This is a genomic window from Mesorhizobium huakuii, from assembly GCF_030160235.1.
GTDB lineage: Bacteria > Pseudomonadota > Alphaproteobacteria > Rhizobiales > Rhizobiaceae > Mesorhizobium > Mesorhizobium huakuii.
This window is the reverse complement of sequence record NZ_BSNY01000047.1, coordinates 428,112-451,218: the sequence shown is the minus strand read 5'-3', so window position 1 is coordinate 451,218 and position 23,107 is coordinate 428,112. Positions and strand designations below refer to the sequence as shown.

Below are 23,107 nucleotides of genomic sequence, written 5' to 3'. Positions count from 1 at the left end.
AATGTAGTGGCTGGCGATCCAGGCGTCCATGTGACCGGACGGCAGGCAATTCGCAACGCGAAGCAGACGCTCCGTTCATCCGATCGTGACCGCCCCGCCGAGCGTGCCGCCTTGTCCGCCAGGACGCTCTGCCGTAGTGACAGTCACCAAGAGATACCGCCTGACAAGGGAGCCCGCCATGAAGCACCAGTTGAGCATCATCATCGGCAGCACGCGGCCCGGACGCGCCGGTCCGGTTTTTGCCGAGTGGCTGGAGACATTCGCGCGCGAGCACGGAAAGTTCGAGCCGGTGCTGACCGACATCGCCGCGTTCCATCTGCCGGTGCTGGACGAGCCGCATCATCCGAGGCTTGGCAATTATCAGAACGACCACACCAAGGCCTGGTCGAAGGCGATCGACGCCGCGGACGCCTTCGTCTTCGTGGCGCCGGAGTATAATTATTTCGCCGCACCAGCGATCGTCAACGCGATCGACTATCTGCTGCGCGAATGGAAGTACAAGCCGGCCGCCATTTTCAGCTATGGCGGCGTCTCCGGCGGCCTGCGCGCGGCGCAGGCGCTGAAGCCGCTTTTGACGTCGGTGGGGATCATGCCGATCCCGGAAGGCGTCGCACTGCCGATGTACCAGAAGCTGCTCGACGAGAACGGCGCCTTCAACGCCAGCGAACAGGTGACCGGCGGTGCCAGGACCATGCTGGACGAGCTATCGCGCTGGAGCGAGGCGTTGAAACCCATGCGCGCTGCCTGAAAGAGCCGTCCTCGGCCAAACGCCCCGGCTTGCCCGCGCCATAAAGAGGTGGAATGGTCGGCAAAGGACTGAGCCGGGGGCGGTTCGACTTGCGCTTGCTGTTTGCCTTGCTGCTGATGATTGCGACCACCGCCACCGCGGTGGCGGAACGGCGCGTGGCGCTGGTCATGGCGGAGGACGACTATCGGCTGGTCCGGCCGCTGGCCAACCCCATCCATGACGGCGAGGCGATGGAAGCCGCACTTAAGAAGCTCGGCTTCGAGGTCGTGCTTGAAACCAACCGGGACCTTCGGCGCATGCGGCGCGCGCTCGACGACTTTCGCGAGGATGCCAAGGGCGCCGATGTCGCGCTGGTCTATTTCTCCGGCCATGGCGTCGAAATCTCAGGCGACAACCGGTTGCTGCCGGTCGACGCCGACGCGTCTTCGCTCGATCAACTGAACAAGACCAGCCTGCCGCTGGAGGAGGTGCGCGATGCCGTCGCCGCGACCGCCAAGGTCGGGCTGATCGTGCTCGACGCCTGCCGCAGCGATCCTTTCTCGGCAAGCGCCGGCGAAGGGCGTGGCGCGACTTCGCTGGCGAAGGATGTCGCCGACAAGGTCAAGCCGGGCCTCGGCCGCGTCGGCCGCGCGGAGAATATCCTGTTCGCCTTTTCGGCCGCACCTGGGGAGACGGCCGCCGATGGAAGCGGAGAGAACTCCCCCTTCACGACGGCGCTGACCAAATATCTTGGCACGGACGGGTTGGAGATCCGCTCGGTGCTGACGCTGGTGCAGCAGGAGGTCTATGACCTCTCGCGCGGCAAGCAGTTGCCCTATGTCGAAAGCGGCCTGCCGAAACTGTTCTTTGCCGCCGCGGCCAAGGAACAGCTGCCAGAGCGCGAGCGGCTGCTGCTCGCCATGGCCGACGTGACCCCCGAAATGCGCGGTGAGGTCGAACAGATCGCCAGCGATGCCGATATGCCGCTGGCGCCTCTCTATGGCGCGCTGATCAGTTCCGACACCAGCCATCTCTCCGCCGACAGCCTGAACGCCCGGCTGCGCGAGGCCGCCGACGCCTTCGTCAAGGTGCGCAGCGAAATGAAGACACTCGCCTCCGACGATCCGCAAGTGACGGAACTGCGCCGGCAAGCGGAGGAACAGCTTTCGCTGGGCGCCTTCGACGGCGCTCGCGCTCTTCTGGCCAAAGCGGCCGACATCGACAATGTTTCGCGCCAGGCGCTGAAGGTCAATTTCGTCAGCCGCACCCTGTCCGAGGCAGCGACGCGTTTCCTATCCGGTGGCGCGGCGCGCGCCGACCTCGACTACGCCACGGCCATTGGTGACTATGAATCGGTACTGGCGCTCTATGGCGAGGCCGGGCAAACCGCGCTCAACCTGGAACAGGCCGACCGCCAGAGCCGCACGCTGGAGGAACTCGGTATCCTTTATACGACAGTGGGCAATGTCGAGGCGGCCGGCCGCGCCTTTACCGCGCTGTTGGCCAACCTCGAGCAGCGGTCGCGTCAGGAAACCGACCCCAGCGTCAAGCGCGATCTTGCCATCAGCCACATCAAGCTCGCCAACACTGAGATGGTGCAAGGCGACCTGCCGACTTCCCTGGAGCATTATGAGGCGGCCCGGGACATGCTGCAGGACCTGACCGCAAGCGTGCCGGACGAGAAAGGCTGGCTCGGTGATCTTGCCATGGCCAATGACAAGATCGGCAACGTGCTGGCGACGCAGGGCGATGTGGGTGCGGCGGCCAAGGCCTACCAGCAAAGCCTGTCGATCAAGCAGAAATTGGCCGATGCCGAGCCTTACAACGCCTATCTGCTTCGCGACCTGACCATAACCTATGATGAAATCGGCGACCTTGCCCGGACCGCCGGACAGTTGGACAGCGCCCAGGCGGCCTTTGAAGAGAGCCTGAGAATTCGGCTTGTGCTGGTCGAGAACAAACCCGATGACTCCGAGCGCCAGCGGGCTGTTTCTGTCAGCCATGAGAGGATCGGGGACCTGCTGCGCCAGCGCGGGGACGCGGCCGGTGCGCTCGTGGCCTACAACAAGAGCCAGGCCATCGCCGAGGAACTGGTGCGCCGTGACCCCAACGATACCGACTTGAAGCGCGACCTGTCGATCAATTACGCCAAGGTCGGCAACGCGCTCAACGACCAGGAGAACTGGCCGGCGGCGCTGGCTTCCTATCAGCAAGCGCTGGCCGTAGCGCGTGAGCTTGCCGCTGATGACCCTGGCAACACCGAGTGGCAGCGCGATCTGTCGGTCTGCCTGGAAAAACTTGCCGGTGTGCTTGATGCCCAGGGCGATGTCAGCGGCGCACTGCAAAACTATCAAGACAGTTTTGCCATTGCCGATCGGCTGGCCAAGCTTGACCCCGCCAATTCCGACTGGCAACGCGACCTGTCGATTACGCTCTCGGAAATCGGCATGCTGGAGGTCAAACAGCACCATTTTGAGGGCTCCAAGAAGGCCTTCGAAGCCAGCCTCGGCATCCGCCAGCAGCTGGCCCAGTCCGATCCGAACAATGCCACCTGGCAATTTGATCTGGTGCAGGCCTACATCAATTATGCGTATGTCGCGAAGGATCCGAAGGCTGCGCTGACCAAGGCGCTAAACCTGACGCTGGAGCTCGACCGCACCGGCCGGCTGGCGCCAAGAGACAAACCGACGATCAAATATTTGCGCGGCCTTCTCGCCAAATTCAACGCCCGGAAAAAATAGCCGACTGCCGGCTCGGGATTTGGGCCGGAAATGCCCGCAAACCTTGGAAAAACCGCCTTTAGCGCCTATATCTACGCTATATCAGACGCGCGATTCGGGGCCGATTTTTCGCGCTGTACAAGCGGCATCTAGACAATAGGTTTTCATGAGCGACCAGACCGAGAACACCAACGGCGCCGAAGCCGAATACGGCGCCGATTCCATCAAGGTTTTGAAGGGCTTGGACGCTGTCCGCAAACGCCCCGGCATGTATATCGGCGACACGGACGACGGTTCGGGCCTGCATCACATGGTCTACGAGGTGGTCGACAACGCCATCGACGAGGCCCTGGCCGGCCACGCCGACCTCGTCACCGTGACGCTCAACCCCGATGGTTCGGTGACGGTGATCGACAATGGCCGCGGCATTCCGACCGATATCCACACCGGCGAAGGCATTTCGGCGGCCGAAGTGATCATGACGCAGCTGCATGCCGGCGGCAAGTTCGACCAGAACTCCTACAAGGTGTCGGGCGGCCTGCATGGCGTCGGCGTCTCGGTGGTCAACGCCCTGTCGGCCTGGCTGAAGCTCAAGATCCGCCGCAACGGCCAGATCTTCGAAATGAGCTTCACACATGGCAATGCCGATGCGCCGTTGAAGGCGACCGGCAGCTACGAGCAGGACAAGCAGCCGGGCACCTATGAGGGTCGCAGCGGCAGCTCGATCACCTTCTTCCCGTCGGCCGAGACCTTCACCATGGTCGAGTTCGATTTCGGTACGCTGGAACACCGGCTGCGCGAGCTCGCCTTCCTCAATTCCGGCGTGCGCATCATTCTGACCGACGCCCGCCACGCTGATATCGTGCGGCATGAACTGCATTACGATGGCGGTCTCGAGGAGTTCGTCAAATATCTCGACCGGGTCAAGAAGCCGCTGATCGAGAAGCCGATCGCCATCAAGGCCGAGCGCGACGGCATCACCGTCGAAGTGGCGATGTGGTGGAACGACAGCTACCACGAGAACGTGCTGGCCTTCACCAACAACATCCCGCAGCGTGATGGCGGCACCCATTTGGCCGGTTTCCGTGGCGCGCTGACGCGCCAGATCACCGGCTATGGCGAGTCTTCGGGCCTGACCAAGAAGGAAAAGGTCTCGCTGATCGGCGACGACTGCCGCGAAGGGCTGACGGCGGTGCTGTCGGTCAAGGTTCCCGATCCGAAATTCTCCTCGCAGACAAAGGACAAGCTGGTTTCCTCCGAAGTCCGCCCGGTGGTCGAGGGATTGGTCAACGAGGCGCTCGGCACCTGGCTGGAAGAGCATCCGACCGAAGGCAAGGTGGTCATCGACAAGGTGATCCAGGCCGCGGCGGCGCGCGAAGCCGCGCGCAAGGCGCGCGACATTACCCGCAAGAGCTCGCTCGGCGTCACGTCCTTGCCCGGCAAGCTGGCCGACTGCCAGGAACGCGATCCGGCGAAATCCGAAATCTTCATCGTCGAGGGTGATTCGGCCGGCGGCTCGGCCAAGGGCGGCCGTTCGCGCCAGAACCAGGCCATCCTTCCCCTGCGCGGCAAGATCCTCAATGTCGAGCGGGCGCGTTTCGACCGCATGCTCGGCTCCGACATGATCGGCACGCTGATCACGGCGCTCGGCACCTCGATCGGCAAGGACGAATTCAACGCCGACAAGCTGCGCTACCACAAGATCATCCTGATGACCGACGCCGACGTCGACGGCGCCCATATCAGGACCTTGCTGCTCACCTTCTTCTTCCGGCAGATGCCGGAGCTGATCGAGCGCGGCCATCTCTACATCGCCCAGCCGCCGCTCTATAAGGTGACGCGCGGCAAGAGTTCGCAATACATCAAGAACGAGAGCGCCTTCGAGGAGTTCCTGATCGAGTCCGGGCTGGAGGAAGCTTCGCTGACGCTGGGCTCGGGCGAAGTGCGGACCGGGCAGGATCTGCGCGGTGCGGTCGACGATGCGCTGGCGGTGCGCCAGCTCATCAACGGCCTGCACACGCGCTACAACAGGGGCGTGGTCGAACAGGCGTCGATCGCCGGCGGGCTCAACCCCGACGTCTTTAGCGATCTGGGCCGTGCCAACGCCATGGCGGAGCGGATCGCGCAACGCCTCGACATCATTGCCGAGGACACCGAGCGCGGCTGGACCGGCCGGATGTCGACCTCGAATGACGGCAGCGGCGGCTATGTCTTCGAGCGCACCGTGCGCAGCGTCAAGGAGTACGCCCATCTCGACATGGGGCTGATCAATTCGGCCGACGCCCGCCAGCTCGACCGCTACGCGCAGCGCCTCACCGAGGTCTACGGGGCGCCGCCGGTGCTGCGCCGCAAGGATGTGTCCGAAACCGTCTCGGGGCCGCTGGCGCTGCTCAACGCGGTTTTTGCGACCGGCCGCAAGGGCCTGACCATGCAGCGCTATAAGGGTCTCGGCGAGATGAATGCCGAGCAATTGTGGGAAACCACGCTCGACCCGAACGTGCGCTCGCTGCTGCAGGTCAAGGTCAACGATGCGACCGATGCCGACAGCCTGTTCTCGCGGCTGATGGGCGACGAGGTCGAGCCGCGGCGCGAATTCATCCAGGACAACGCGCTGTCGGTGGCCAATCTGGATATTTGATCTCGGTATCTGGCAATTGGCGCGCCACTGCGCGCCAATTGTTCCATCGCAGGCAAACAAAATCATTTTATGGCCCTGCGGAACGGAAGGTCTCTCGGGACATTGTGACAACATCGATCACAATTCCTGACAGGAGGTCTTCATGGGACGTGGCATTTTGCTCTGGTTGCTCGGTATTCCGATCCCGATCATCATCCTCATCATGCTGTTCGTACGGTAGGGGGCGTTGATGCAGCCCACCGTATCGACTATCGATCTGTCCGCTTCAGAAGAATCCTCCGCTACGGCCGTCAGCTGGGGTCCGATCATTGCCGGCGCCTTCGCGGCCTCGACCTTGACCTTCATCCTCATGCTGCTCGGCTCCGGGCTTGGGCTAAGCATGGTTTCGCCCTGGTCGGGCTCCGGCGCGTCGATCACCACCTTCGCGGTATCGACCGCGGTCTGGTTGGTCATCGTGCAGTGGCTGTCCTCCGGCGTCGGCGGCTACCTTGCCGGACGCCTGCGCACCAAATGGGTCGGCATCCATACCGATGAGGTCTATTTCCGCGACACCGCTCACGGCTTCCTTGCCTGGGCGCTGGCCACCTTGCTGGTCGTCGGCGTGCTTGGCTCGGCGCTCTCCGCAGCAGTTGGTACAGGCGTGCAGGCGGTGTCGACCGTAGCGTCGGGCGCCGCCATGGGTGCATCGGCTGGTGCCCCAGCCAATGCCGGCGGCGCATCCGCCGACAATGCGACCTCCTACCTGGTGGATTCGCTGTTCAGGCCGGCCGATCCAAGCAAGCTCGCGGCAGCCAGTGCGGACAGCAATGCGGCCGCGGCTGGGCAGGCCTCACGCATCCTCGTCGCCAGTGCTGCGACGGGCGAGATTTCGGCCGACGACAAAGCCTATCTGTCGCAGCTGGTTGCCGCCCGTACCGGCCTTTCCGAGCCCGACGCCAAGGCCCGCGTCGATGCCCTGGTCGCCAAGGTCGAGGACGCCAAGGTCAAGGCCAAGCAGGCGGCCGACACCGCCAGGAAGGCCAGCGCGACCTTTGCCCTGCTCGGCGCCTTGTCGCTGGTCATCGGCGCCTTCATCGCCAGTGCGGCGGCCGCACTCGGCGGCAGGCAGCGCGACGAAGAGGAAGCGGTTTTCCTGACCAACCGCTGAACGCGGCCCTGCGCCAGAAGTGAAAGAGCCCGGCTCCAAAGCCGGGCTCTTTGCTATTTCCGCATATCGGCCGGATCAGTGATCCATGGCCTTGACGATTTCCTCGGTCATCTTCTTGGCATCGCCGAGCAGCATCATGGTGCCGTCCTTGTAGAACAGCGTGTTGTCGATGCCGGCATAGCCGGAGCCGAGCGAGCGCTTGACGAATAGGCAGGTGCGCGCCTTGTCGACGTCAAGGATCGGCATGCCATAGATCGGCGACGACTTGTCGTCGCGCGCGGACGGGTTGGTGACGTCGTTGGCGCCGATGACATAGGCGACATCGGCCTGCGCGAACTCCGAATTGATGTCCTCGAGCTCGAACACTTCGTCATATGGCACGTTGGCTTCGGCCAAGAGCACGTTCATGTGGCCGGGCATGCGGCCGGCAACCGGGTGGATGGCGTACTTCACGTCGACGCCGTTGGCCTTGAGCTTGTCGGCCATCTCGCGCAACGCATGCTGCGCCTGGGCGACCGCCATGCCGTAGCCCGGCACGATGATGACTTTTTGGGCGTTCATCATCAGATATGCTGCGTCGTCGGCCGAGCCCTGCTTGACCGTGCGCTCGATGCCGTCGTCGGCCGCTGCCGCCGTTTCACCACCGAAACCGCCGAGGATGACCGAGATAAAGCTTCGGTTCATGCCCTTGCACATGATGTAGGACAGGATCGCGCCGGACGAGCCGACCAGCGCGCCGGTGATGATCAGCGCCAGATTGCCGAGCGTGAAGCCGAGTGCTGCCGCCGCCCAGCCCGAATAGGAATTGAGCATCGAGACGACCACCGGCATGTCGGCGCCACCGATCGGGATGATCAAGAGGATGCCGAGCACCAGCGAGGCGGCGACGATCAGCCAGAACACCAGCTTCGATTCCGTGGTGACCAAAAGCACGATCAGCACGATGAGCGCGACGCCGAGGGCCGCGTTGATGAAGTGACGGCCGCCGATCATGATCGGCTTGCCGGACATGCGGCCATCGAGCTTCAGGAAGGCGATGACCGAGCCGGTGAAGGTGATGGCGCCGATGGCGACGCCGAGGCTCATCTCGATCAGAGCCTGGGCATGGATGTCGCCGGCGGTGCCGATGCCGAAGCTTTCCGGCGCATAGATGGCCGCCGCCGCGACCATGACGGCGGCGAGACCGACCAGCGAGTGGAAGGCGGCGACCAGCTGCGGCATCGAGGTCATGGCGATGCGCCGCGCGGTGACGGCGCCGACGCCGCCACCGATGGCAAGGCCGAGCACGATGAGGCCAAAGCGGCCCGCGGACGGGGTTGCCAGCGCCAGCGTGGTGGCAATGGCGATGCCCATGCCGACCATGCCATAGAGATTGCCCTGGCGGCTGGTGGTCGGATGCGACAGGCCGCGCAGCGCCATGATGAACAGGACGCCGGAGACGAGATAGAGGAAGGACGCGAAGTTGGCGTTCATGGCGCTCTACTTGTCCTTCTTCTTGTACATGGCCAGCATGCGCTGGGTGACCAGGAAGCCGCCGAAGATGTTGACCGAGACCAGCATCAGCGCGACGAAACCGAAGCCGGCGGCGACACCAGAAGCGGCGATGCCGACGGCGAGCAACGCACCGACGACGATGACCGATGAGATGGCGTTGGTGACGGCCATCAGCGGCGTGTGCAACGCGGGGGTCACCGACCAGACGACATAGTAGCCGACGAAGATTGCCAGCACGAATATGGCAAAGCGGAAGACGAAGGGATCGATTGCGCCACCGGACAGAGCATGCGCGGCATCACCCGCCGCCTCGGCGCCGCCTGGCGCATTGGCGAGATTCTGCACCGCCAGCCGGACAGCGGCGGAGGCCTGGTCGAGCTGGTCGAGGGCTTTCTGCAGGGTCTGATCCATCACGCGGTGCCTTTCGACTTGGGCGAGGACGATTTGGATGCGGCGGTTTTCTTGGGTGCGGCCTTCTTGGGCGCAACCGAGGCATCGGCGACCATGGTCGTGGCCGGGATCGCGGCCGGTTCGACATAAGGCTGCTGGTCCGCCTTGGCGAAGGCCGGATGAACCACCTTGCCGCCATCGGTCAGCATGGTGGCCTTGACCAGTTCGTCATCGCGCTTGATGGCCAGCGTCTTGGTGGTCTTGTCGACCAGCGTCTCGAGGAAGGCGAACAGGTTCTTGGCATAGAGCAGCGAGGCCGATGCGGCGACACGGCCTGGCACGTTGAGGTGGCCGACGATCTTTACGCCATTGGCCGTCGTCACCACCTGACCCGGCTGAGCACCTTCGACATTGCCGCCACGTTCGACGGCGAGGTCGACGAGCACCGAGCCCGGCTTCATCGAGGCGACCATCGCCGCCGAAACCAGCTTCGGCGCCGGCCGGCCGGGGATCAGCGCCGTGGTGATGACGATATCCTGCTTGGCGATGTGCTCGGCGGTGAGTGCCGCCTGCTTGGCCTGGTATTCCTTCGACATTTCCTTGGCGTAGCCGCCGGCGGTCTCGGCCGCCTTGAACTCGTCGTCCTCGACGGCAAGGAATTTCGCGCCGAGCGAGGCGACCTGTTCCTTGGCGGCGGGGCGCACGTCGGTGGCGGTGACAACGGCACCAAGGCGGCGCGCCGTGGCGATCGCCTGCAGGCCGGCGACGCCGACGCCCATGATGAAGATTTTCGCCGCCGGCACCGTGCCGGCCGCGGTCATCATCATCGGCAAGGCGCGATCATATTCCGAGGCGCCGTCGATCACCGCCTGATAGCCGGCTAGATTGGCCTGGCTGGACAGCACGTCCATCGACTGCGCGCGGGTGATGCGCGGCATGAATTCCATCGAGAAGGCGGTGACACCGGCCTTTGCCAGCGCGGCGACGGCGGCATCGTTGCCGTAGGGATCCATGATGGCAATCACGGCGGCGCCGGATTTGTAGCTCTTCAGCTCGGCATCCGTCGGCCGGCGGACCTTCAGCACGACATCGGCCTTGCCGGCATCCGAGGCCTTGCCGATGACGGCACCTGCCTTGGCGAACTCTTCGTCGGGGATGCGCGACCTCGTGCCGGCGCCGGTTTCGACTATCACGTCGAAACCAAGTCCCGCCAACCGCTTGACCGTATCGGGCGAAGCCGCGACACGCGGCTCGTTCGCCTCAAGCTCACGAGGGATGAAAACCGTCTGTCCCACCGCATGATCCTTTCGGCTGGAACCTGTTTGCGCAAAGTGTCGGCCGGAATATCCGGCAACGTCAATGGCAACTGGGTTTTGGAAGGTCTATCGCAGAATGAAGGCGCCGACGGCCATGATCAGGGCGAACAGGATAAGTGCCGAGAAGAAACCGCCCGCGAAGAAGCCGAAAGCCATCGCCAGAAGCAGCGCGCCGCAGAAAAGCGATCCGTATTTGGCCAGAGCGAGAAAGCCCGCATAGGTGCGGTCATGCTCGGCATAGTCCATCTTCGCGCCCAGTTCGACAGGACCGGTCGGCGAGTGATCAGCCATAGGAATACCCCTTCGAAGACATCTTTCTGGCACATAGCGAAAAGCCGGGCCGAGAGCAATGGCGCTATTGCCGCATTGGAGCCGACAACTGCCTCAAGGGAAAATTGAAACTGCCGGCCAGTTCGGCGAAGGGAGGCTTTTGCGGCAGGCTTGCCCGGCAGCCCTCAGCCGGCGAGGTGCGGGAAAAGCCCGAGCAGTCCAACGACGATCAGATAGAGCGCGACGATGTAGTTCAGCAGCCGCGGCATGATCAGGATCAGCACGCCGGCGATCAGCGAGATAAGCGGTGTGAGCGCGAGCTGGGAAATGTGCATGTCGGGGTCCTTCTGGCATGCCGCCGGGATGACAAAGACGGAGCGACGGCGCTCCGCCGTCATCAGAACGCGAATCTGGCCGGAAGGCTCCAGACGCCTCGCAAAAAACGAGGGCCTCAGGCGGCGGCGCGATAGTATTTCGCGGTCGGCACGACCGACAAGGGTGTCAGCCGGTTGATGGCCGGATTGCCGAACATCAGCCGCTGTTCCATGGGCGTCGACCTGAAGAAGGGGAACCGTTCGAGCGTCAGGCGCATATTTTCGCCGGCAGGGATTTCGAACAGGGCGATGCGGGTGAGAACGCCCGGAAACTCCTTGGCCTCCGTCCTCTGCACCGCATTGAAATAACGCGAATAAAAATTGGAATGCTCGACCTTGACCGGCGTCAGCACCGAGTCCTGGCCGAAATAGAGCGAGGCCACCATGGCAAGCCTGAGCGTCAGGAACGGCAGCACTCCTGGAGCGGGCGCCGCGTCTGGATCGGTTGCAAACCGGGTTCCGTCGATAAAGGTTTCTCCGCGGGCAAGTCGCTCGATCAGTATCTCCGGATAAGCATCGACGGAGGGCGAATTCGGGTGCTCGCGAGAAATGTAATGGAAGCGGATCGTGCTGACCAATTCGCCGTAGCAATAGACACCGAACCGGTAGGAATTGGGCAGATTGTCCCAGCGATCCTCGAACATCCCGCTGGCGATTGGGCCGCACATGCCCGAGCGCAGATAGGATTTGTAGCGAAGCCGGTAAATCGCCTCCAAATCCTCGCCTCCGGTAATAAGGCGATAATCGACATGCTCCAGCAGTTGCATCATCGATCGATTCAACACGGAATCGCCGGCAGACGCATTCCTTGCAGCCGTTGCAGCATCCATCATCTGTCCTCGAATTCCGCCTGTGAATACGTCTATTCGAGTCAAAATGAGACACAAGCCGAAATTTGGATGTTGTTGATTTACCTTATGTTAACCTTAACAACCAAACTCGGCATCACTTGGTTCCAGCGGCTGAGTTCAATCCATTCCCCAGCGAGCTCTGAACGACCCTTCTCGGCGGCATTGCGCAAAAGCAAATCGCAGCGGGCGGATGACCTGAGCAAGTCGCCTGAGGTCGATATCAAGGACGGTGCTTGAAACGAAAGGAATTATACGCGCGGCGAAATGACGGAGCTAAACGGCTGTCCGTTTGCCGGCGCGACGCAGGTCGGCGGCGAATGGCCAGGTGACATTCGACATCGTCTCGATACCCGACGCACTGAGCGCGGCACCGAACAGGAAGCCCTGCACGAGATCGGGTTTGACCTGCAGGGCCAGGATCTTGAGCTGCTCGAAGGTCTCGACGCCTTCGACGGTCACGGAAAGCCCCAGTGGCCGTGACAGATTGACGATGCCCTTGAGCAGTTCCAGCGAACGCGAGCTCTGGGTAACGTCCATCAGGAACGAGCGGTCGATCTTGATCTTGTCGAGCGGCAGCTTGTGGAGGTAGCTCAGGCTCGAATAGCCGGTGCCGAAGTCGTCGAGCGCTATGCGAACACCGATCTGCTTCAGCTCCTCGATATACTGGCGCGTCAGCGACTTGTCGTCGAGCAGCGCCGTTTCGGTGACCTCGATCTCCAGCCGGCGGGCGGCGAGGCCCGAACTCGCCAGCGCATCGCGAACCTTCTGTATGACGTCGCGGCTGCGGAAATCCTTGGCCGAGAGGTTGACCGAGACGCTTGTCTGATCCGGCCATTTGGCGCATTCGGTGCAGGCTGCCTGCAGCACGAAAGTGCTGATCTCGGATATGATGCCCATTTCCTCGGCCAGCGGAATGAAGATGCTCGGCGAAATCGGTCCAAGGTCGGGATGATCCCAGCGGCACAGCGCCTCGCAACTGGCGATGCGCATGGTGTTCATCGCCACGATCGGCTGATAGACGACGCGCAGGCTCTTGCTTTCCACCGCGCTGCGCAGATCCGCCTTCATCAGCTGCCGATTGCGGAACGCGGCGTCCATTGCCGCCTCGAACAGCCGCCAGCCGTTCTTGCCAAGCTCCTTGGCCTTGTAAAGCGCCAGATCCGCCTTGACGATCATGGCGTCGACATCGCTGTCCCTGACCCGTGCCAATACCGCACCGCCACTGGTCTGGATGCGCAGCCCATGGCCGGCGACGTCGACCTCGCCCTGCAATGCCGCGAAGATCTCGTCGATCTGCGTGGTCAGATGGCTCTCATCCTCGATGCGGTCGAAGAAGATCATGAACTCGTCGCCGCCGAAACGGCTGACGGTGATCCCTTGCCCGGCAACGGCGGCAAGACGCTCGGCGACCGCGTAGATCAATCCGTCGCCGATCGGATGGCCGAGCGTGTCGTTGACGCTCTTGAAATCGTCGAGGTCGAGCACGGCCAGGCCGCAGAAACGGTCGCGATCGCCTGAAGCCATCGCCTCGCCGACCAGTTCGTGGAAATAAGCGCGATTGGGCAGGCCGGTGAGGTTGTCGTAACGCGCCATGAAGCGGATCTTGTCCTCCGCCTCGACGCGCGCCGTCACATCCTCGAAGGTGATGACACCGAGTTCCTGGCTGCCTTCGCGGGCCGAGAATTCATAATGCTGGCCATTGGCCAGCGACACCAGAACCTTGCGGTCGCGGCCCTCGCGCAAGGCCCGCGTCAGCTGGGCCTCGATGTAGCGGCAGTCCTTCGGCGCCAGCATGCCGCCGGCGACGCCGCGCATCAAAAGACCATGGATCGACCGCCCGAGCAGCGCATTCGCGGACTTGAGCGACATCAGATGGGCAGCTTCGGCATTGGCCACCGCCACCCGGCCATTGGGACCGAGCATGACAAGGCCGTGCGACATGGTGTTGAGGGCGCGGTCGAACCTTAACGCGAGCTTCCTCGCTTCCTTGTGGCCGATGACCGCCGAGAAAAGCACGTTGCGGACGTGGTCGGCGCTGTTGATCGTGATGAAAGTCAACGGAATGATCATCAACCCGAGAACGACCGAGGGGACATCCATGCGCAGCAACAGCGCGAGTGCCGCCGGACCAATGAACGTCACGGAAAAAATCCGCACCATGAGCGGAGAGCCGTAGTTGCGGCCTACAACCGTCACCAAGGTTGCGATGGCCAGCGACGTCGCGGCCAGTTCGGCAAAGGGATCGGGATATACATAGATTGATAGGAAACACAGCGCGCCCAGGCCGAGCCCCTGCAGACTGCCCTTCAGGATATAGGTGCGCTCCCACCGCCGCGCCTCTTCGACATTGGCTATTACGCCGCCCGCCTTCCGGAAGCCGCGAATGCCGGAGTAGCGGAAAAGGCTGATGGACAGCAGACCAAAAGAAAAACCCAGGAACAAAGGGTTGTGCGTACGCAAGTAGATCATGAATCCGAGGATCCAGTAGCATACGCCACCGATCACCAGCATGTGGGCGTTGTCGAACAACGACCGCACGAACTGGATATAAACATCCGCTGGGATGTTCTCGGTTTTTGTTCTGCCCATATTGTCGGCCCAACGCTAAGCCTTGTCATGTCACACCCGCCTTAAGAAAGGCTTAGAAGAGTGACTTCGACTGAGGTGCCAAGGGTCCGCAAATGCCGGACAGGCCAGGAAAATCAAGCTTCAGGTAAACAAGGCGTATCCATCACTCCGCGGCCTGGAGTTCCGCCCGCGTCGGCGGGCTCGACAGGCGATCGAGCAGCCTTTGACGCTCGCCCGCGGCCTTTTCCGCACTGGCCTGCCGAACATGGCCATAACCACGGATGAGCGCGGGGACCGAAACGAGAGCGACCGCCGCATCGGCCTTATTAGGCGCCAGCGACCTGGCGACGAGCTCAAGATCGCTCTCATATTGCGCCAAAAGCTGCCGTTCCATGCGCCTTTCGGCGGCATAGCCGAACAGGTCGAAAGCGGTGCCGCGCAGGCCCTTCAGCGCCGCCAGCAGCCGAAAACCCTTCATCATCCAGGGACCGAAGCTCGACTTCCTCGGTTTGCCGTCATTGCCGCGACGGCCCATGATCGGCGGGGCGAGATGGAATTCGAGTTTTTCATAGCTCTGGAACTGCTTGCCAAGCTCGGCGGCGAAGGAGCCGTCGGTATAGAGCCGCGCCACCTCGTACTCGTCCTTGATCGCCATCAGCTTGAACAGGTTCCTGGCCGCCGCCTCGGTCACGGCGGTCGAGCCGGGCACGGCCCGGGTCTCGGCGGCGCGCAGCAGCGCCAGCCTGTCGGAATAGCGCTTGGCATAGGCGGCGTTCTGGTAGGCGGTCAGGAAGGCGACACGGCGGGCAATGATCTCGTCCAGGGTCTGCGCGACCGGGGCGGTCTCTCCCGCCTTGCCCGGCTGGGCGACGAGACCGCGCACGAAATCCGGCTGGTGCGCCGCGCGGCGGCCCCAGCGGAAGGCGGCGATGTTCATCGCCACCGCTTCGCCGTTGAGCTCGATCGCCCTCTCGACAGCCTCGGCCGACAGCGGCAGGCCGCCATGCTGGAAGGCAAAGCCAAGCATGAACATGTTGGCGCCGAGCGAATTGCCGAACAGCGCCGTGGCGGTGCGGGTGGCGTCGAAGAAATGCGCCCTGTCGTCGCCGGCGGCGGCGCGGATCGCCTTCTTCAGGCGTTCGATCGGCAAGGAGAAATCCGCCGAGCGGGCGAACTCGCCAGGCATGATCTCGGCGGTGTTGGCGAGGAAGATCGTATGGCCCTCGCGCACCGCGGTCAGCACTTTCTTGGCGCCCGACACGACGAGGTCGCAACCAAGCACGAGGTCGGCCTTGCCCGCCGAAACGCGGATGGCATGGATGTCGTCCGGCGTGCGGGCGATGCGGACGTGGGTGAACACCGAGCCGCCCTTCTGGGCGAGGCCGGCCATGTCGATCATGCCGCAGCCCTTCTCCTCGAGATGGGCCGCCATGCCGAGCACGGCGCCGACGGTGACGACGCCAGTGCCGCCGACGCCATCGATGATCGCTGCCCAGCCTTGCTCGCCAAGCGGGAACTCGGCCGGCGTCGGCACTCCGTCAAGCGGATCGGTCTTGCCGGCAAGGCCCTCGGCCTTACGGATCTTGGCGCCATGCACAGTGACGAAGGACGGGCAGAAGCCGTTGACGCAGGAAAAGTCCTTGTTGCAGCTCGACTGGTCGATCTTGCGCTTGCGGCCGAATTCGGTCTCGACCGGCTGGATCGAGACGCAGTTCGACTGCACGCCGCAATCGCCGCAGCCCTCGCAGACCAGCTCGTTGATGAAGACGCGCTTGTCGGGATCGGGAAAGGTGCCGCGCTTGCGGCGCCGGCGTTTTTCGGCCGCGCAGGTCTGGTCGTAGAGCAGGATCGAGACGCCTTTGACGTCGCGTAGCTCGCGCTGGACGAGATCGAGGTCGTCGCGGTGGTGGATGGTGGCGCCGGCCGGGAATTCAGCCTTGCCGGCATATTTGTCCGGCTCGTCGGTGACGATGGCGATGCGGTCGACGCCCTCGGCTCGCACCTGCCTGGCGATCATGTCCACCGTCAGGCCACCTTCATGCGGCTGGCCGCCGGTCATTGCCACGGCATCATTATAGAGGATCTTGTAGGTGATGTTGGCCTCGCTCGACAAAGCGAAGCGGATCGCCAGCGTGCCGGAATGATTGTAGGTGCCGTCGCCAAGATTCTGGAAGATGTGGCCGCGCTTCGAGAACGGCGCCTGGCCGACCCATTGCGCGCCCTCGCCGCCCATGGCCGTGAAGCCCAGCGTGTTGCGGTCCATCCAAAGCGCCATGAAATGGCAGCCGATGCCGGCGGCGGCGATCGAACCGTCCGGCACCTTGGTCGAGGAATTGTGCGGACAGCCCGAACAGAAGAAGGGCGTGCGGGAACCAATGTCGGTGGCGTCCGCCAGCATCGCCTGGAACTGGCGCAGCTTGCCCACCCGCGCCGAGATCTCCTCTGACGGGCCGATGGTCTTGACGATCCTCTCGCCAAGGGCAATGGCGATCTCGTTGGGATCAAGCGCGCCCTTGGCCGGAAACAGCCAGTCGCCGCGCTCGTCCTTCTTACCGACGATGACCGGCTGCGAGGCTGTGCCGTAAAGGCTTTCGCGCAGCTGCACCTCGATCAGCGAACGCTTCTCCTCGACGACGACGATGGTATCGAGGCCACGCGCAAAGTCGGCGATGTGATGCAGGTCGAGCGGCCACGGGCAGCCGACCTTGAACAGCCGCACGCCGATGCGGTTGGCGGCGGCCTCGTCGATGCCGATATCCTCCAGCGCCTGGCGGACATCGAGGTAGCTCTTGCCCAGCGTGATGATGCCGAGCTTGGGGTTGCGGCCGCCCGAATAGACGATGCGGTTCAGCCCGTTGGCATGGATGAAGGCGGAGGCCGCGGCGCGCTTGTATTCGTGCAGCCGCTCCTCCTGGCCCAGCATGTCGATCTCGTGGCGGATGTTGAGGCCGCCCGGCGGCATGTCGAACTCCGGCACGACGATGTTCAACCGCTCGAGCGAGGCATCGACCGAGGCCGTCGATTCGATGTTGTCCTTGACGCATTTGATCGCCGCCCAGGTGCCGGCGAAACGCGACATGGCAAAGCCGTACAGCCCGTAATCGATGATCTCCTGGACGCCGGCCGGGTTGAGGATCGGAACCATGGTGTCGACGAAGAGGAATTCGGTGGCGTGCGCGTTGGTCGAGGATTCGGCCATGTGGTCGTCGCCCATGAGCGCGAGCACGCCGCCATGTTTGGACGAGCCGGCGAGATTGGCGTGACGGAACACGTCGCCGGAACGATCGACGCCCGGGCCTTTGCCGTACCAGACGGAAAAGACACCGTCATGGGTGCCCTCGCCCAGCAACTCCGTCTGCTGCGTTCCCCAGCAGGCGGTGGCGGCAAGCTCCTCGTTGAGGCCGGGCTGGAAGACGATGTCGGCCCCGGCGAGCTGCTTCTTCGCCTTCCACAGCTGCATGTCGAGGCCGCCTAGCGGCGAGCCGCGATAACCGGAGACGAAGCCGGCCGTGTTCAGGCCGGCGCGACGGTCGCGCTCGCGCTGCATCAGGAGCATGCGGATGACCGCCTGCGCGCCGGACAGGAAGATGCGCTCCTTCCCGAGGTCGAACTTGTCGTCGAGCGCGACATCATGCAGCGTCATCAGGCATTTCCTCTGCGAAGGCCGCGTGGGAGCAGGCAGCCAACGTCGGGGTCGGATGACGCATCCTTTCTCCCCTTGCAAGTGAGGTCAAACAAAATCGCAGGGGCCAGGCAACGCGCAACAAACAGTCCGGCGGGTGCTGGAGCGCGCACGAAACCGAGCGCCGAAAGCGCTGCGGCGCACGAAAACTCCGGCCGGAACCGGTGCCCTCGGAAGGCGTCAGCCGGCTTTCGAGCAGTCCGGCTTCGGCTCGCCAGGCAGCTTGCCGTCGGGATGGCCGGCGAGGTCGGGATTGGCGGTATAGAGCTGGTCCATGACCAGCGGCCGGTCGGGCAGGATCGACTGGTCTTCCGTCGACATCAGCGTGGTGTCGATCTTCTGCAGGACCGCGCCGTCGGCGCCCTTGATGCTGATGGCGATGGCATAGGGCTTGTTCTTGACGACGCAGGTCAGCGCCGGGCTCTCCAGGCTGACCTTGTCGAGCTTCGGCCAGACCTTCTGCTCGACCACCAGGGGCGCGCCGCCGGCGGGATTCTGGAAGCTGGCGACCGCCACCTGACCCTCGCCCATCGGCTGCAAGGGCCTCAGCGTCACGACATAGGTCGCCCTTGCGAGACGGTAGTTGAAGACGAATATCTTGCCGGAAACCTCGAACAGCTTGCCCTCGCCGCCGGTGTCGCGGCAGGCGCCGAGGCTCGCTGCGGCAATCAGCATGGCGCCGGCAACGAGCGCGCGTGAAAATCCTCTAGGCATCCCTGACCTCATGGGCCGCCATGCGACGGCGGCGATAGTGACGACTTGCCTTCTGCCGGTTGCCGCACACCGCCATGTCGCACCAAAGCCGGCTGGAATTGCGGCTTCGGTCGACGAACAGCCAGGTGCAGTTGGGGCAGATCCTGAGCCGCGCGACCGTGTCGTCGCGCAGCAGCGAAAGGGCCGAGACCGCCAGCGCCGCCTCGAAAGGGATCGGCACCAGGGGATCGCCGAACGGCCTTCCCGGCGCGCCGATCTCGGTCCGGCTGCCGGCCAGGCCCTCGGCGCAGGCGCGCAGGAAATCGGGCAGGTCGGCGGTGGCGACCGCGCCATTCGACACAGCGCCGCGAAACAGCCGGTCGGTCGTCTCGCGGATCGACAGCACGACAGGCGCGATTGCCGTCGGCGAAGACACCGTCAGCCGCCGGTCACCGAGTTCGGCGGCGCGAAAGCCGCTGGCCGCGTCGGCGAAGCGGGCGATTTCGGCCGGATCGTCGAAACGGTCGAACGTGCGCTCCGGATCGCCGCGCAGCACGACGGTGTTCGCCGTATCGAGCGCAAGCAGGCCGCCGGTGAAGCGGTGTGGGGTCCAGGCAACTGTCATGGCTCAAAATCTAACCGATAAATCGCATTTGACAAGTTAGATTCAGCGATGCAAACCTCCGCGGCGCACGGTATCGTCGCGTTTGTCTCGAGCATTCCGTCGTCCCAAACCGCTGTCGGCGAGATGCTTTTGGTGTTGTTGAGCATGCTCTATTTCTTCCAGCAGGTGCTGAACGGGCTGCATTCCGGCGCGCTCTATGCGTTGCTCGCCTTCGGCTACGTGCTGATCAACGGCATCCTGCACCGTACCAACCTCGCCTATGGCGCGCTGTTCGCCTTCTGCGGCCAGGCAATGATTCTGAGCGTCGCCTTCGGCTACCAGGTGCTGTGGCTGACCCTGTTGGCGTCGGTGCTGTTCGGCGTCGTCGCGGCATTCCTCTATGCGGCGCTGATCAGCCATGTCCTGTCGCGCAGCGTCTTCGAACCGCTGGCAGACCGCTCGCCCAACGCTATCGTGGTGACGACGCTCGGCATCCTGATCGTCCTATCGGAAGCAAGCCGCATCGCGGCCGACACGCATGATCTTTGGCTGCCGCCAATGCTGGCACAGCCCATCGTTTTCGCCGAAGGCGGCGGCTTCAAGGCGACGCTGACGCTGATCCAGGTGCTCGACTGCGCGGTGGTGCTGGCAGCGGTCGCACTCGCCACATTTGCCTTTGCCCGCTCCAGCTTCGGCCGGCGCTGGCGCGCCGTCTCCGACGACCCGCGCGCGGCCGCACTGTGCGGTGTCGATGTGCGCGGGGTGTTCCGCCATGCCGTGCTGCTCGGCGGCTTCTGCGCCGCGCTGGCCGGCGTCATGGCCAGCCTCTACTACGGCAATGTCAGCTTCGGTTCCGGCCTCGTCTATGGCTTGAAGATCCTGTTCGTGACGGCGGTCGGCGGCTATCTCTCGCCGTCACGGGCGGCCCTGGGCGCCGCCGCCTTCGGCATGGCCGAATCACTGTGGGCCGGCTATTTCCCGCTCGAATGGCGCGATGCGTGGATGTATCTGTTCCTGGTGGCCATGCTGATCCTGATCGGTGCCGGCCGCGACACCGGCAAGGTCGTCTGAACCATCAGACTTTGGTTGCATGACGCCGGGGCAGCCCCCCAGTCTGCGCCCCTCGCCTTCAGTTGACGCTGTTTTGTTGCTCCCATCCTTGTTGACCCGTCAGTCCACGCGCGGCATACCGTTGGACCAAGCGGCGTGACGGAATAAGGGGGAGCCGACACGCCTCCGACAAAGGGAGGAATGCATGGCAGGGCTTCTCGCTCTATCCAGGGCGATCGATCGCGCCAACGAATTCATCGGCAAATCGGTATCCTGGCTTATCCTGCTGGCGATCCTGGTGAGTGCGGCCAACGCCGTCATCCGCAAGATCTTCGACATTTCGTCGAATGCGTGGCTGGAGCTGCAGTGGTACCTGTTCGGCGCCGCCTTCATGCTGGCCGCCGCCTATACGCTGAAGCAGAACGAGCATATCCGCATCGATGTCGTCTACGGCCTGTTTTCACGTCGCGTACAGCACTGGATCGACCTTCTCGGCCATCTCCTCTTCCTGATGCCGTTCGTGACGCTGATGGTCGTCTATTTCGTTCCCTACGTGTCACTGTCGTTCCGCAGCGGCGAGATGTCCAACAATTCCGGCGGCCTTATCATCTGGCCGGCCAAGGCCATCCTGCTGGTCGGCTTTTTCCTGCTGGCCCTGCAGGGCATCTCCGAAATCATCAAGAAGATCGCCATCATGCGCGGCGACATGGACGACCCCAATCCGTTCATATCGGCACATGAGCAAGCCGAGCTCGAAGCCAAGGCACTGGCCGACGAGGTGCGCTCATGATGGAATTCATCGCCCAGAACATGGCGCCGATCATGTTCGCCTCGCTGATCATCTTCCTGCTGATCGGCTACCCCGTGGCCTTCTCGCTGGCCGCCAACGGCTTGATGTTCTTCTTCATCGGTGTGCTCCTCTCGCCCTATTCCGGTGGATCGATCAATCTCGCCTGGCCGCTTCTGCACGCACTGCCGGATAATTTCTACGGTAGCCGGGTGATGTCGAACGACACGCTGCTGGCCATTCCGTTCTTCACCTTCATGGGCATCGTGCTCGAACGATCAGGGATGGCCGAGGATCTGCTCGACACGATCGGCCAGCTGTTTGGACCGATACGCGGCGGCCTCGCCTATGCGGTGATCTTCGTCGGCGCGCTGCTGGCGGCGACCACCGGGGTCGTGGCGGCATCCGTCATCGCCATGGGGCTGATCTCGCTGCCGATCATGCTGCGCTATGGCTATGACCGCCGGCTGGCGTCCGGCGTCATTGCCGCCTCCGGCACGCTGGCCCAGATCATCCCGCCATCGCTGGTGCTGATCGTGCTGGCCGACCAGCTCGGTCGCTCCGTTGGCGACATGTATGCCGGCGCGCTGATCCCGGGCCTGGTGCTCACCGGTCTCTACGCGCTCTACATCCTCATCGTATCGATCTTCCGGCCGAAAATGGTGCCGGCGCTGCCACTCGAGGCACGCACGCTCGGCCACGGTGTTCTGTCGCTGCTGGTGGCGCTGGTGGTGGCGGTGGCCATCTCCTATGCCGCGTATCGCTATCTCGCCCCAGCCCATGGCGACAATGCCGACATTCTCGGCGCCACCGTAGGGGTGCTCTTCATCTACATCGTGGCAATTGCCGACAAGCGCCTGAACTTCAACATGATGTCCAGGCTGGCGCAGCAGGTGGTCATCGTGCTGATCCCGCCGCTGGCACTGATCTTCCTGGTGCTTGGCACCATCTTCCTCGGCATCGCCACCCCGACCGAGGGCGGCGCCATGGGTTCTGTCGGCGCGTTGGTCATGGCGGCGGCAAAGGGTCGGCTGTCGCTGGACGTGATCAAGCAGGCACTGACCTCGACGACGCGGCTGTCGTCCTTCGTGCTGTTCATCCTGATCGGCGCGCGCGTGTTCTCGCTCACCTTCTACGGCGTCAACGGCCACATCTGGGTCGAACACCTTTTGATCTCGCTGCCGGGCGGCGAAGTCGGCTTCCTGATCGGCGTCAACATCCTCGTGTTCTTCCTGGCCTTCTTCCTCGATTTCTTCGAACTGGCCTTCATCATCGTGCCGCTGCTGGCGCCGGCGGCCGACAAGCTCGGCATCGACCTGATCTGGTTCGGCGTGCTGCTCGGCGTCAACATGCAGACCAGCTTCATGCATCCGCCCTTCGGCTTCGCGCTGTTCTACCTGCGCTCGGTCGCCGCCCGCGTGCCCTATCTCGACCGGCTTACCGGCAAAAAGATCGAACCGGTGACGACCGGCCAGATCTATTGGGGCGCGGTGCCCTTCGTGCTGATCCAGGTGGTGATGATCGGGCTGACCATCGCCTTCCCGCAAATGGTGATGCGCTACAAGGGCACGGTGATCGATCCAGGCACGATCGACTACAAGGTGCCGGAAGTGCCCGGCCTGTCGCCGCTCGGTACACCGCCGGCTGGTGGCACGGCCCCTGCCAATGGCGGCAGCGCACCGGCCGCGCCCGGCACGCCGGATCTGTCGCAACCACCGAGTTTCGGCGATGCGCCGCCGGCCAAGCCGGCGGCACCGGCGCCGGACCTTTCGCAGCCGCCGAGCTTCAACTGATGG

General features: G+C 63.6%; 18 protein-coding genes. 8 read left to right on the top strand and 10 right to left on the bottom strand.

Annotation, left to right across the window (positions count from 1 at the left end; translation table 11 throughout):
• Positions 1–178 precede the first annotated feature (178 nt).
• The 4 genes from QQK95_RS24395 (at position 179) to QQK95_RS24380 (ending at position 7,232) form a co-directional block, all read left to right on the top strand.
• Complete coding sequence (locus tag QQK95_RS24395) at positions 179–748, top strand: NADPH-dependent FMN reductase (protein ID WP_284276939.1); 570 nt, start codon at positions 179–181, stop codon at positions 746–748.
• Positions 749–801: 53 nt separating this feature from the next.
• Positions 802–3,468, top strand: a complete 2,667-nt coding sequence (locus QQK95_RS24390) for a caspase family protein (protein ID WP_284276938.1) — start codon at positions 802–804, stop codon at positions 3,466–3,468.
• Between the two features lie 145 nt (positions 3,469–3,613).
• Positions 3,614–6,085 (top strand): DNA topoisomerase (ATP-hydrolyzing) subunit B, encoded by a 2,472-nt coding sequence (gene gyrB, locus QQK95_RS24385; protein WP_284276936.1) that lies wholly within the window; start codon positions 3,614–3,616, stop codon positions 6,083–6,085.
• 229 nt (positions 6,086–6,314) lie between these two features.
• Positions 6,315–7,232, top strand: coding sequence for a hypothetical protein (locus QQK95_RS24380; RefSeq protein WP_284276935.1), 918 nt, complete (start codon positions 6,315–6,317; stop codon positions 7,230–7,232).
• Positions 7,233–7,307: 75 nt separating this feature from the next.
• Here the strand turns inward: QQK95_RS24380 and QQK95_RS24375 are convergent, their stop codons facing one another.
• The 6 genes from QQK95_RS24375 to QQK95_RS24350 form a co-directional block, all read right to left on the bottom strand.
• Positions 7,308–8,705 carry an NAD(P)(+) transhydrogenase (Re/Si-specific) subunit beta gene (locus tag QQK95_RS24375; RefSeq protein ID WP_284276934.1) on the bottom strand — a complete coding sequence of 466 codons (1,398 nt, stop codon included), beginning with the start codon at positions 8,703–8,705 and terminating at the stop codon, positions 7,308–7,310.
• Between the two features lie 6 nt (positions 8,706–8,711).
• Positions 8,712–9,137, bottom strand: coding sequence for a proton-translocating transhydrogenase family protein (locus tag QQK95_RS24370; RefSeq protein ID WP_032919126.1), 426 nt, complete (start codon positions 9,135–9,137; stop codon positions 8,712–8,714).
• Positions 9,137–10,411, bottom strand: coding sequence for a Re/Si-specific NAD(P)(+) transhydrogenase subunit alpha (locus tag QQK95_RS24365; RefSeq protein ID WP_284276933.1), 1,275 nt, complete (start codon positions 10,409–10,411; stop codon positions 9,137–9,139). The genes QQK95_RS24370 and QQK95_RS24365 overlap by 1 nt, the downstream gene beginning before the upstream one ends.
• A gap of 87 nt (positions 10,412–10,498) precedes the next feature.
• Positions 10,499–10,723 (bottom strand): aa3-type cytochrome c oxidase subunit IV, encoded by a 225-nt coding sequence (locus QQK95_RS24360; RefSeq protein WP_284276932.1) that lies wholly within the window; start codon positions 10,721–10,723, stop codon positions 10,499–10,501.
• A gap of 164 nt (positions 10,724–10,887) precedes the next feature.
• A complete protein-coding gene (locus tag QQK95_RS24355) occupies positions 10,888–11,037 on the bottom strand; it encodes a DUF3096 domain-containing protein (protein WP_019862764.1) in 150 nt (49 codons plus the stop codon).
• A 116-nt stretch (positions 11,038–11,153) separates the two neighbouring features.
• Positions 11,154–11,846: an N-acyl amino acid synthase FeeM domain-containing protein gene (locus QQK95_RS24350; RefSeq protein ID WP_284276931.1), complete on the bottom strand. Its 693-nt coding sequence runs from the start codon at positions 11,844–11,846 to the stop codon at positions 11,154–11,156.
• Here QQK95_RS24350 and QQK95_RS24345 point away from each other — a divergent pair.
• The gene (locus tag QQK95_RS24345) at positions 11,826–12,164 is read left to right on the top strand and encodes a hypothetical protein (protein ID WP_284276930.1); all 339 of its coding nucleotides are present in this window, start codon (positions 11,826–11,828) and stop codon (positions 12,162–12,164) included. The genes QQK95_RS24350 and QQK95_RS24345 overlap by 21 nt on opposite strands.
• Before the next feature lie 36 nt (positions 12,165–12,200).
• On the opposite strand, the gene QQK95_RS24340 is transcribed toward QQK95_RS24345, so the two are convergent.
• The 4 genes from QQK95_RS24340 to QQK95_RS24325 form a co-directional block, all read right to left on the bottom strand.
• Positions 12,201–14,516 (bottom strand): putative bifunctional diguanylate cyclase/phosphodiesterase, encoded by a 2,316-nt coding sequence (locus QQK95_RS24340; protein ID WP_284276929.1) that lies wholly within the window; start codon positions 14,514–14,516, stop codon positions 12,201–12,203.
• Between the two features lie 142 nt (positions 14,517–14,658).
• Positions 14,659–18,138, bottom strand: a complete 3,480-nt coding sequence (locus QQK95_RS24335; RefSeq protein ID WP_284276928.1) for an indolepyruvate ferredoxin oxidoreductase family protein — start codon at positions 18,136–18,138, stop codon at positions 14,659–14,661.
• Between the two features lie 219 nt (positions 18,139–18,357).
• Positions 18,358–18,891 carry a hypothetical protein gene (locus QQK95_RS24330; RefSeq protein WP_284276927.1) on the bottom strand — a complete coding sequence of 178 codons (534 nt, stop codon included), beginning with the start codon at positions 18,889–18,891 and terminating at the stop codon, positions 18,358–18,360.
• Complete coding sequence (locus tag QQK95_RS24325) at positions 18,884–19,495, bottom strand: CGNR zinc finger domain-containing protein (RefSeq protein ID WP_284276926.1); 612 nt, start codon at positions 19,493–19,495, stop codon at positions 18,884–18,886. Before QQK95_RS24325 ends, QQK95_RS24330 begins: the two co-directional genes overlap by 8 nt.
• Before the next feature lie 144 nt (positions 19,496–19,639).
• Here QQK95_RS24325 and QQK95_RS24320 point away from each other — a divergent pair, with 144 nt between their 5' ends.
• The 3 genes from QQK95_RS24320 (at position 19,640) to QQK95_RS24310 (ending at position 23,104) form a co-directional block, all read left to right on the top strand.
• A complete protein-coding gene (locus tag QQK95_RS24320) occupies positions 19,640–20,545 on the top strand; it encodes a branched-chain amino acid ABC transporter permease (RefSeq protein WP_284277065.1) in 906 nt (301 codons plus the stop codon).
• A 184-nt stretch (positions 20,546–20,729) separates the two neighbouring features.
• On the top strand, positions 20,730–21,314 hold the full coding sequence (locus QQK95_RS24315) for a TRAP transporter small permease subunit (RefSeq protein WP_284276925.1): 585 nt from the start codon (positions 20,730–20,732) through the stop codon (positions 21,312–21,314).
• A complete protein-coding gene (locus QQK95_RS24310; protein WP_284277064.1) occupies positions 21,314–23,104 on the top strand; it encodes a TRAP transporter large permease in 1,791 nt (596 codons plus the stop codon). The genes QQK95_RS24315 and QQK95_RS24310 overlap by 1 nt, the downstream gene beginning before the upstream one ends.
• Positions 23,105–23,107: the final 3 nt, after the last annotated feature.

What these genes read in the sequence shown, in the direction of transcription:
- QQK95_RS24350 (WP_284276931.1), bottom strand. Translation starts at nt 11,846, where the DNA reads ATGATGCAACTGCTGGAGCATGTCGATTATCGCCTTATTACCGGAGGC.
- gyrB (WP_284276936.1), top strand. Translation starts at nt 3,614, where the DNA reads ATGAGCGACCAGACCGAGAACACCAACGGCGCCGAAGCCGAATACGGC.
- QQK95_RS24330 (WP_284276927.1), bottom strand. Translation starts at nt 18,891, where the DNA reads ATGCCTAGAGGATTTTCACGCGCGCTCGTTGCCGGCGCCATGCTGATT.
- QQK95_RS24315 (WP_284276925.1), top strand. Translation starts at nt 20,730, where the DNA reads ATGGCAGGGCTTCTCGCTCTATCCAGGGCGATCGATCGCGCCAACGAA.
- QQK95_RS24355 (WP_019862764.1), bottom strand. Translation starts at nt 11,037, where the DNA reads ATGCACATTTCCCAGCTCGCGCTCACACCGCTTATCTCGCTGATCGCC.
- QQK95_RS24335 (WP_284276928.1), bottom strand. Translation starts at nt 18,138, where the DNA reads ATGACGCTGCATGATGTCGCGCTCGACGACAAGTTCGACCTCGGGAAG.
- QQK95_RS24375 (WP_284276934.1), bottom strand. Translation starts at nt 8,705, where the DNA reads ATGAACGCCAACTTCGCGTCCTTCCTCTATCTCGTCTCCGGCGTCCTG.
- QQK95_RS24325 (WP_284276926.1), bottom strand. Translation starts at nt 19,495, where the DNA reads ATGACAGTTGCCTGGACCCCACACCGCTTCACCGGCGGCCTGCTTGCG.
- QQK95_RS24345 (WP_284276930.1), top strand. Translation starts at nt 11,826, where the DNA reads ATGCTCCAGCAGTTGCATCATCGATCGATTCAACACGGAATCGCCGGC.
- QQK95_RS24310 (WP_284277064.1), top strand. Translation starts at nt 21,314, where the DNA reads ATGGAATTCATCGCCCAGAACATGGCGCCGATCATGTTCGCCTCGCTG.
- QQK95_RS24360 (WP_284276932.1), bottom strand. Translation starts at nt 10,723, where the DNA reads ATGGCTGATCACTCGCCGACCGGTCCTGTCGAACTGGGCGCGAAGATG.
- QQK95_RS24320 (WP_284277065.1), top strand. Translation starts at nt 19,640, where the DNA reads ATGCTCTATTTCTTCCAGCAGGTGCTGAACGGGCTGCATTCCGGCGCG.
- QQK95_RS24340 (WP_284276929.1), bottom strand. Translation starts at nt 14,516, where the DNA reads ATGGGCAGAACAAAAACCGAGAACATCCCAGCGGATGTTTATATCCAG.
- QQK95_RS24380 (WP_284276935.1), top strand. Translation starts at nt 6,315, where the DNA reads ATGCAGCCCACCGTATCGACTATCGATCTGTCCGCTTCAGAAGAATCC.
- QQK95_RS24395 (WP_284276939.1), top strand. Translation starts at nt 179, where the DNA reads ATGAAGCACCAGTTGAGCATCATCATCGGCAGCACGCGGCCCGGACGC.
- QQK95_RS24370 (WP_032919126.1), bottom strand. Translation starts at nt 9,137, where the DNA reads ATGGATCAGACCCTGCAGAAAGCCCTCGACCAGCTCGACCAGGCCTCC.
- QQK95_RS24390 (WP_284276938.1), top strand. Translation starts at nt 802, where the DNA reads ATGGTCGGCAAAGGACTGAGCCGGGGGCGGTTCGACTTGCGCTTGCTG.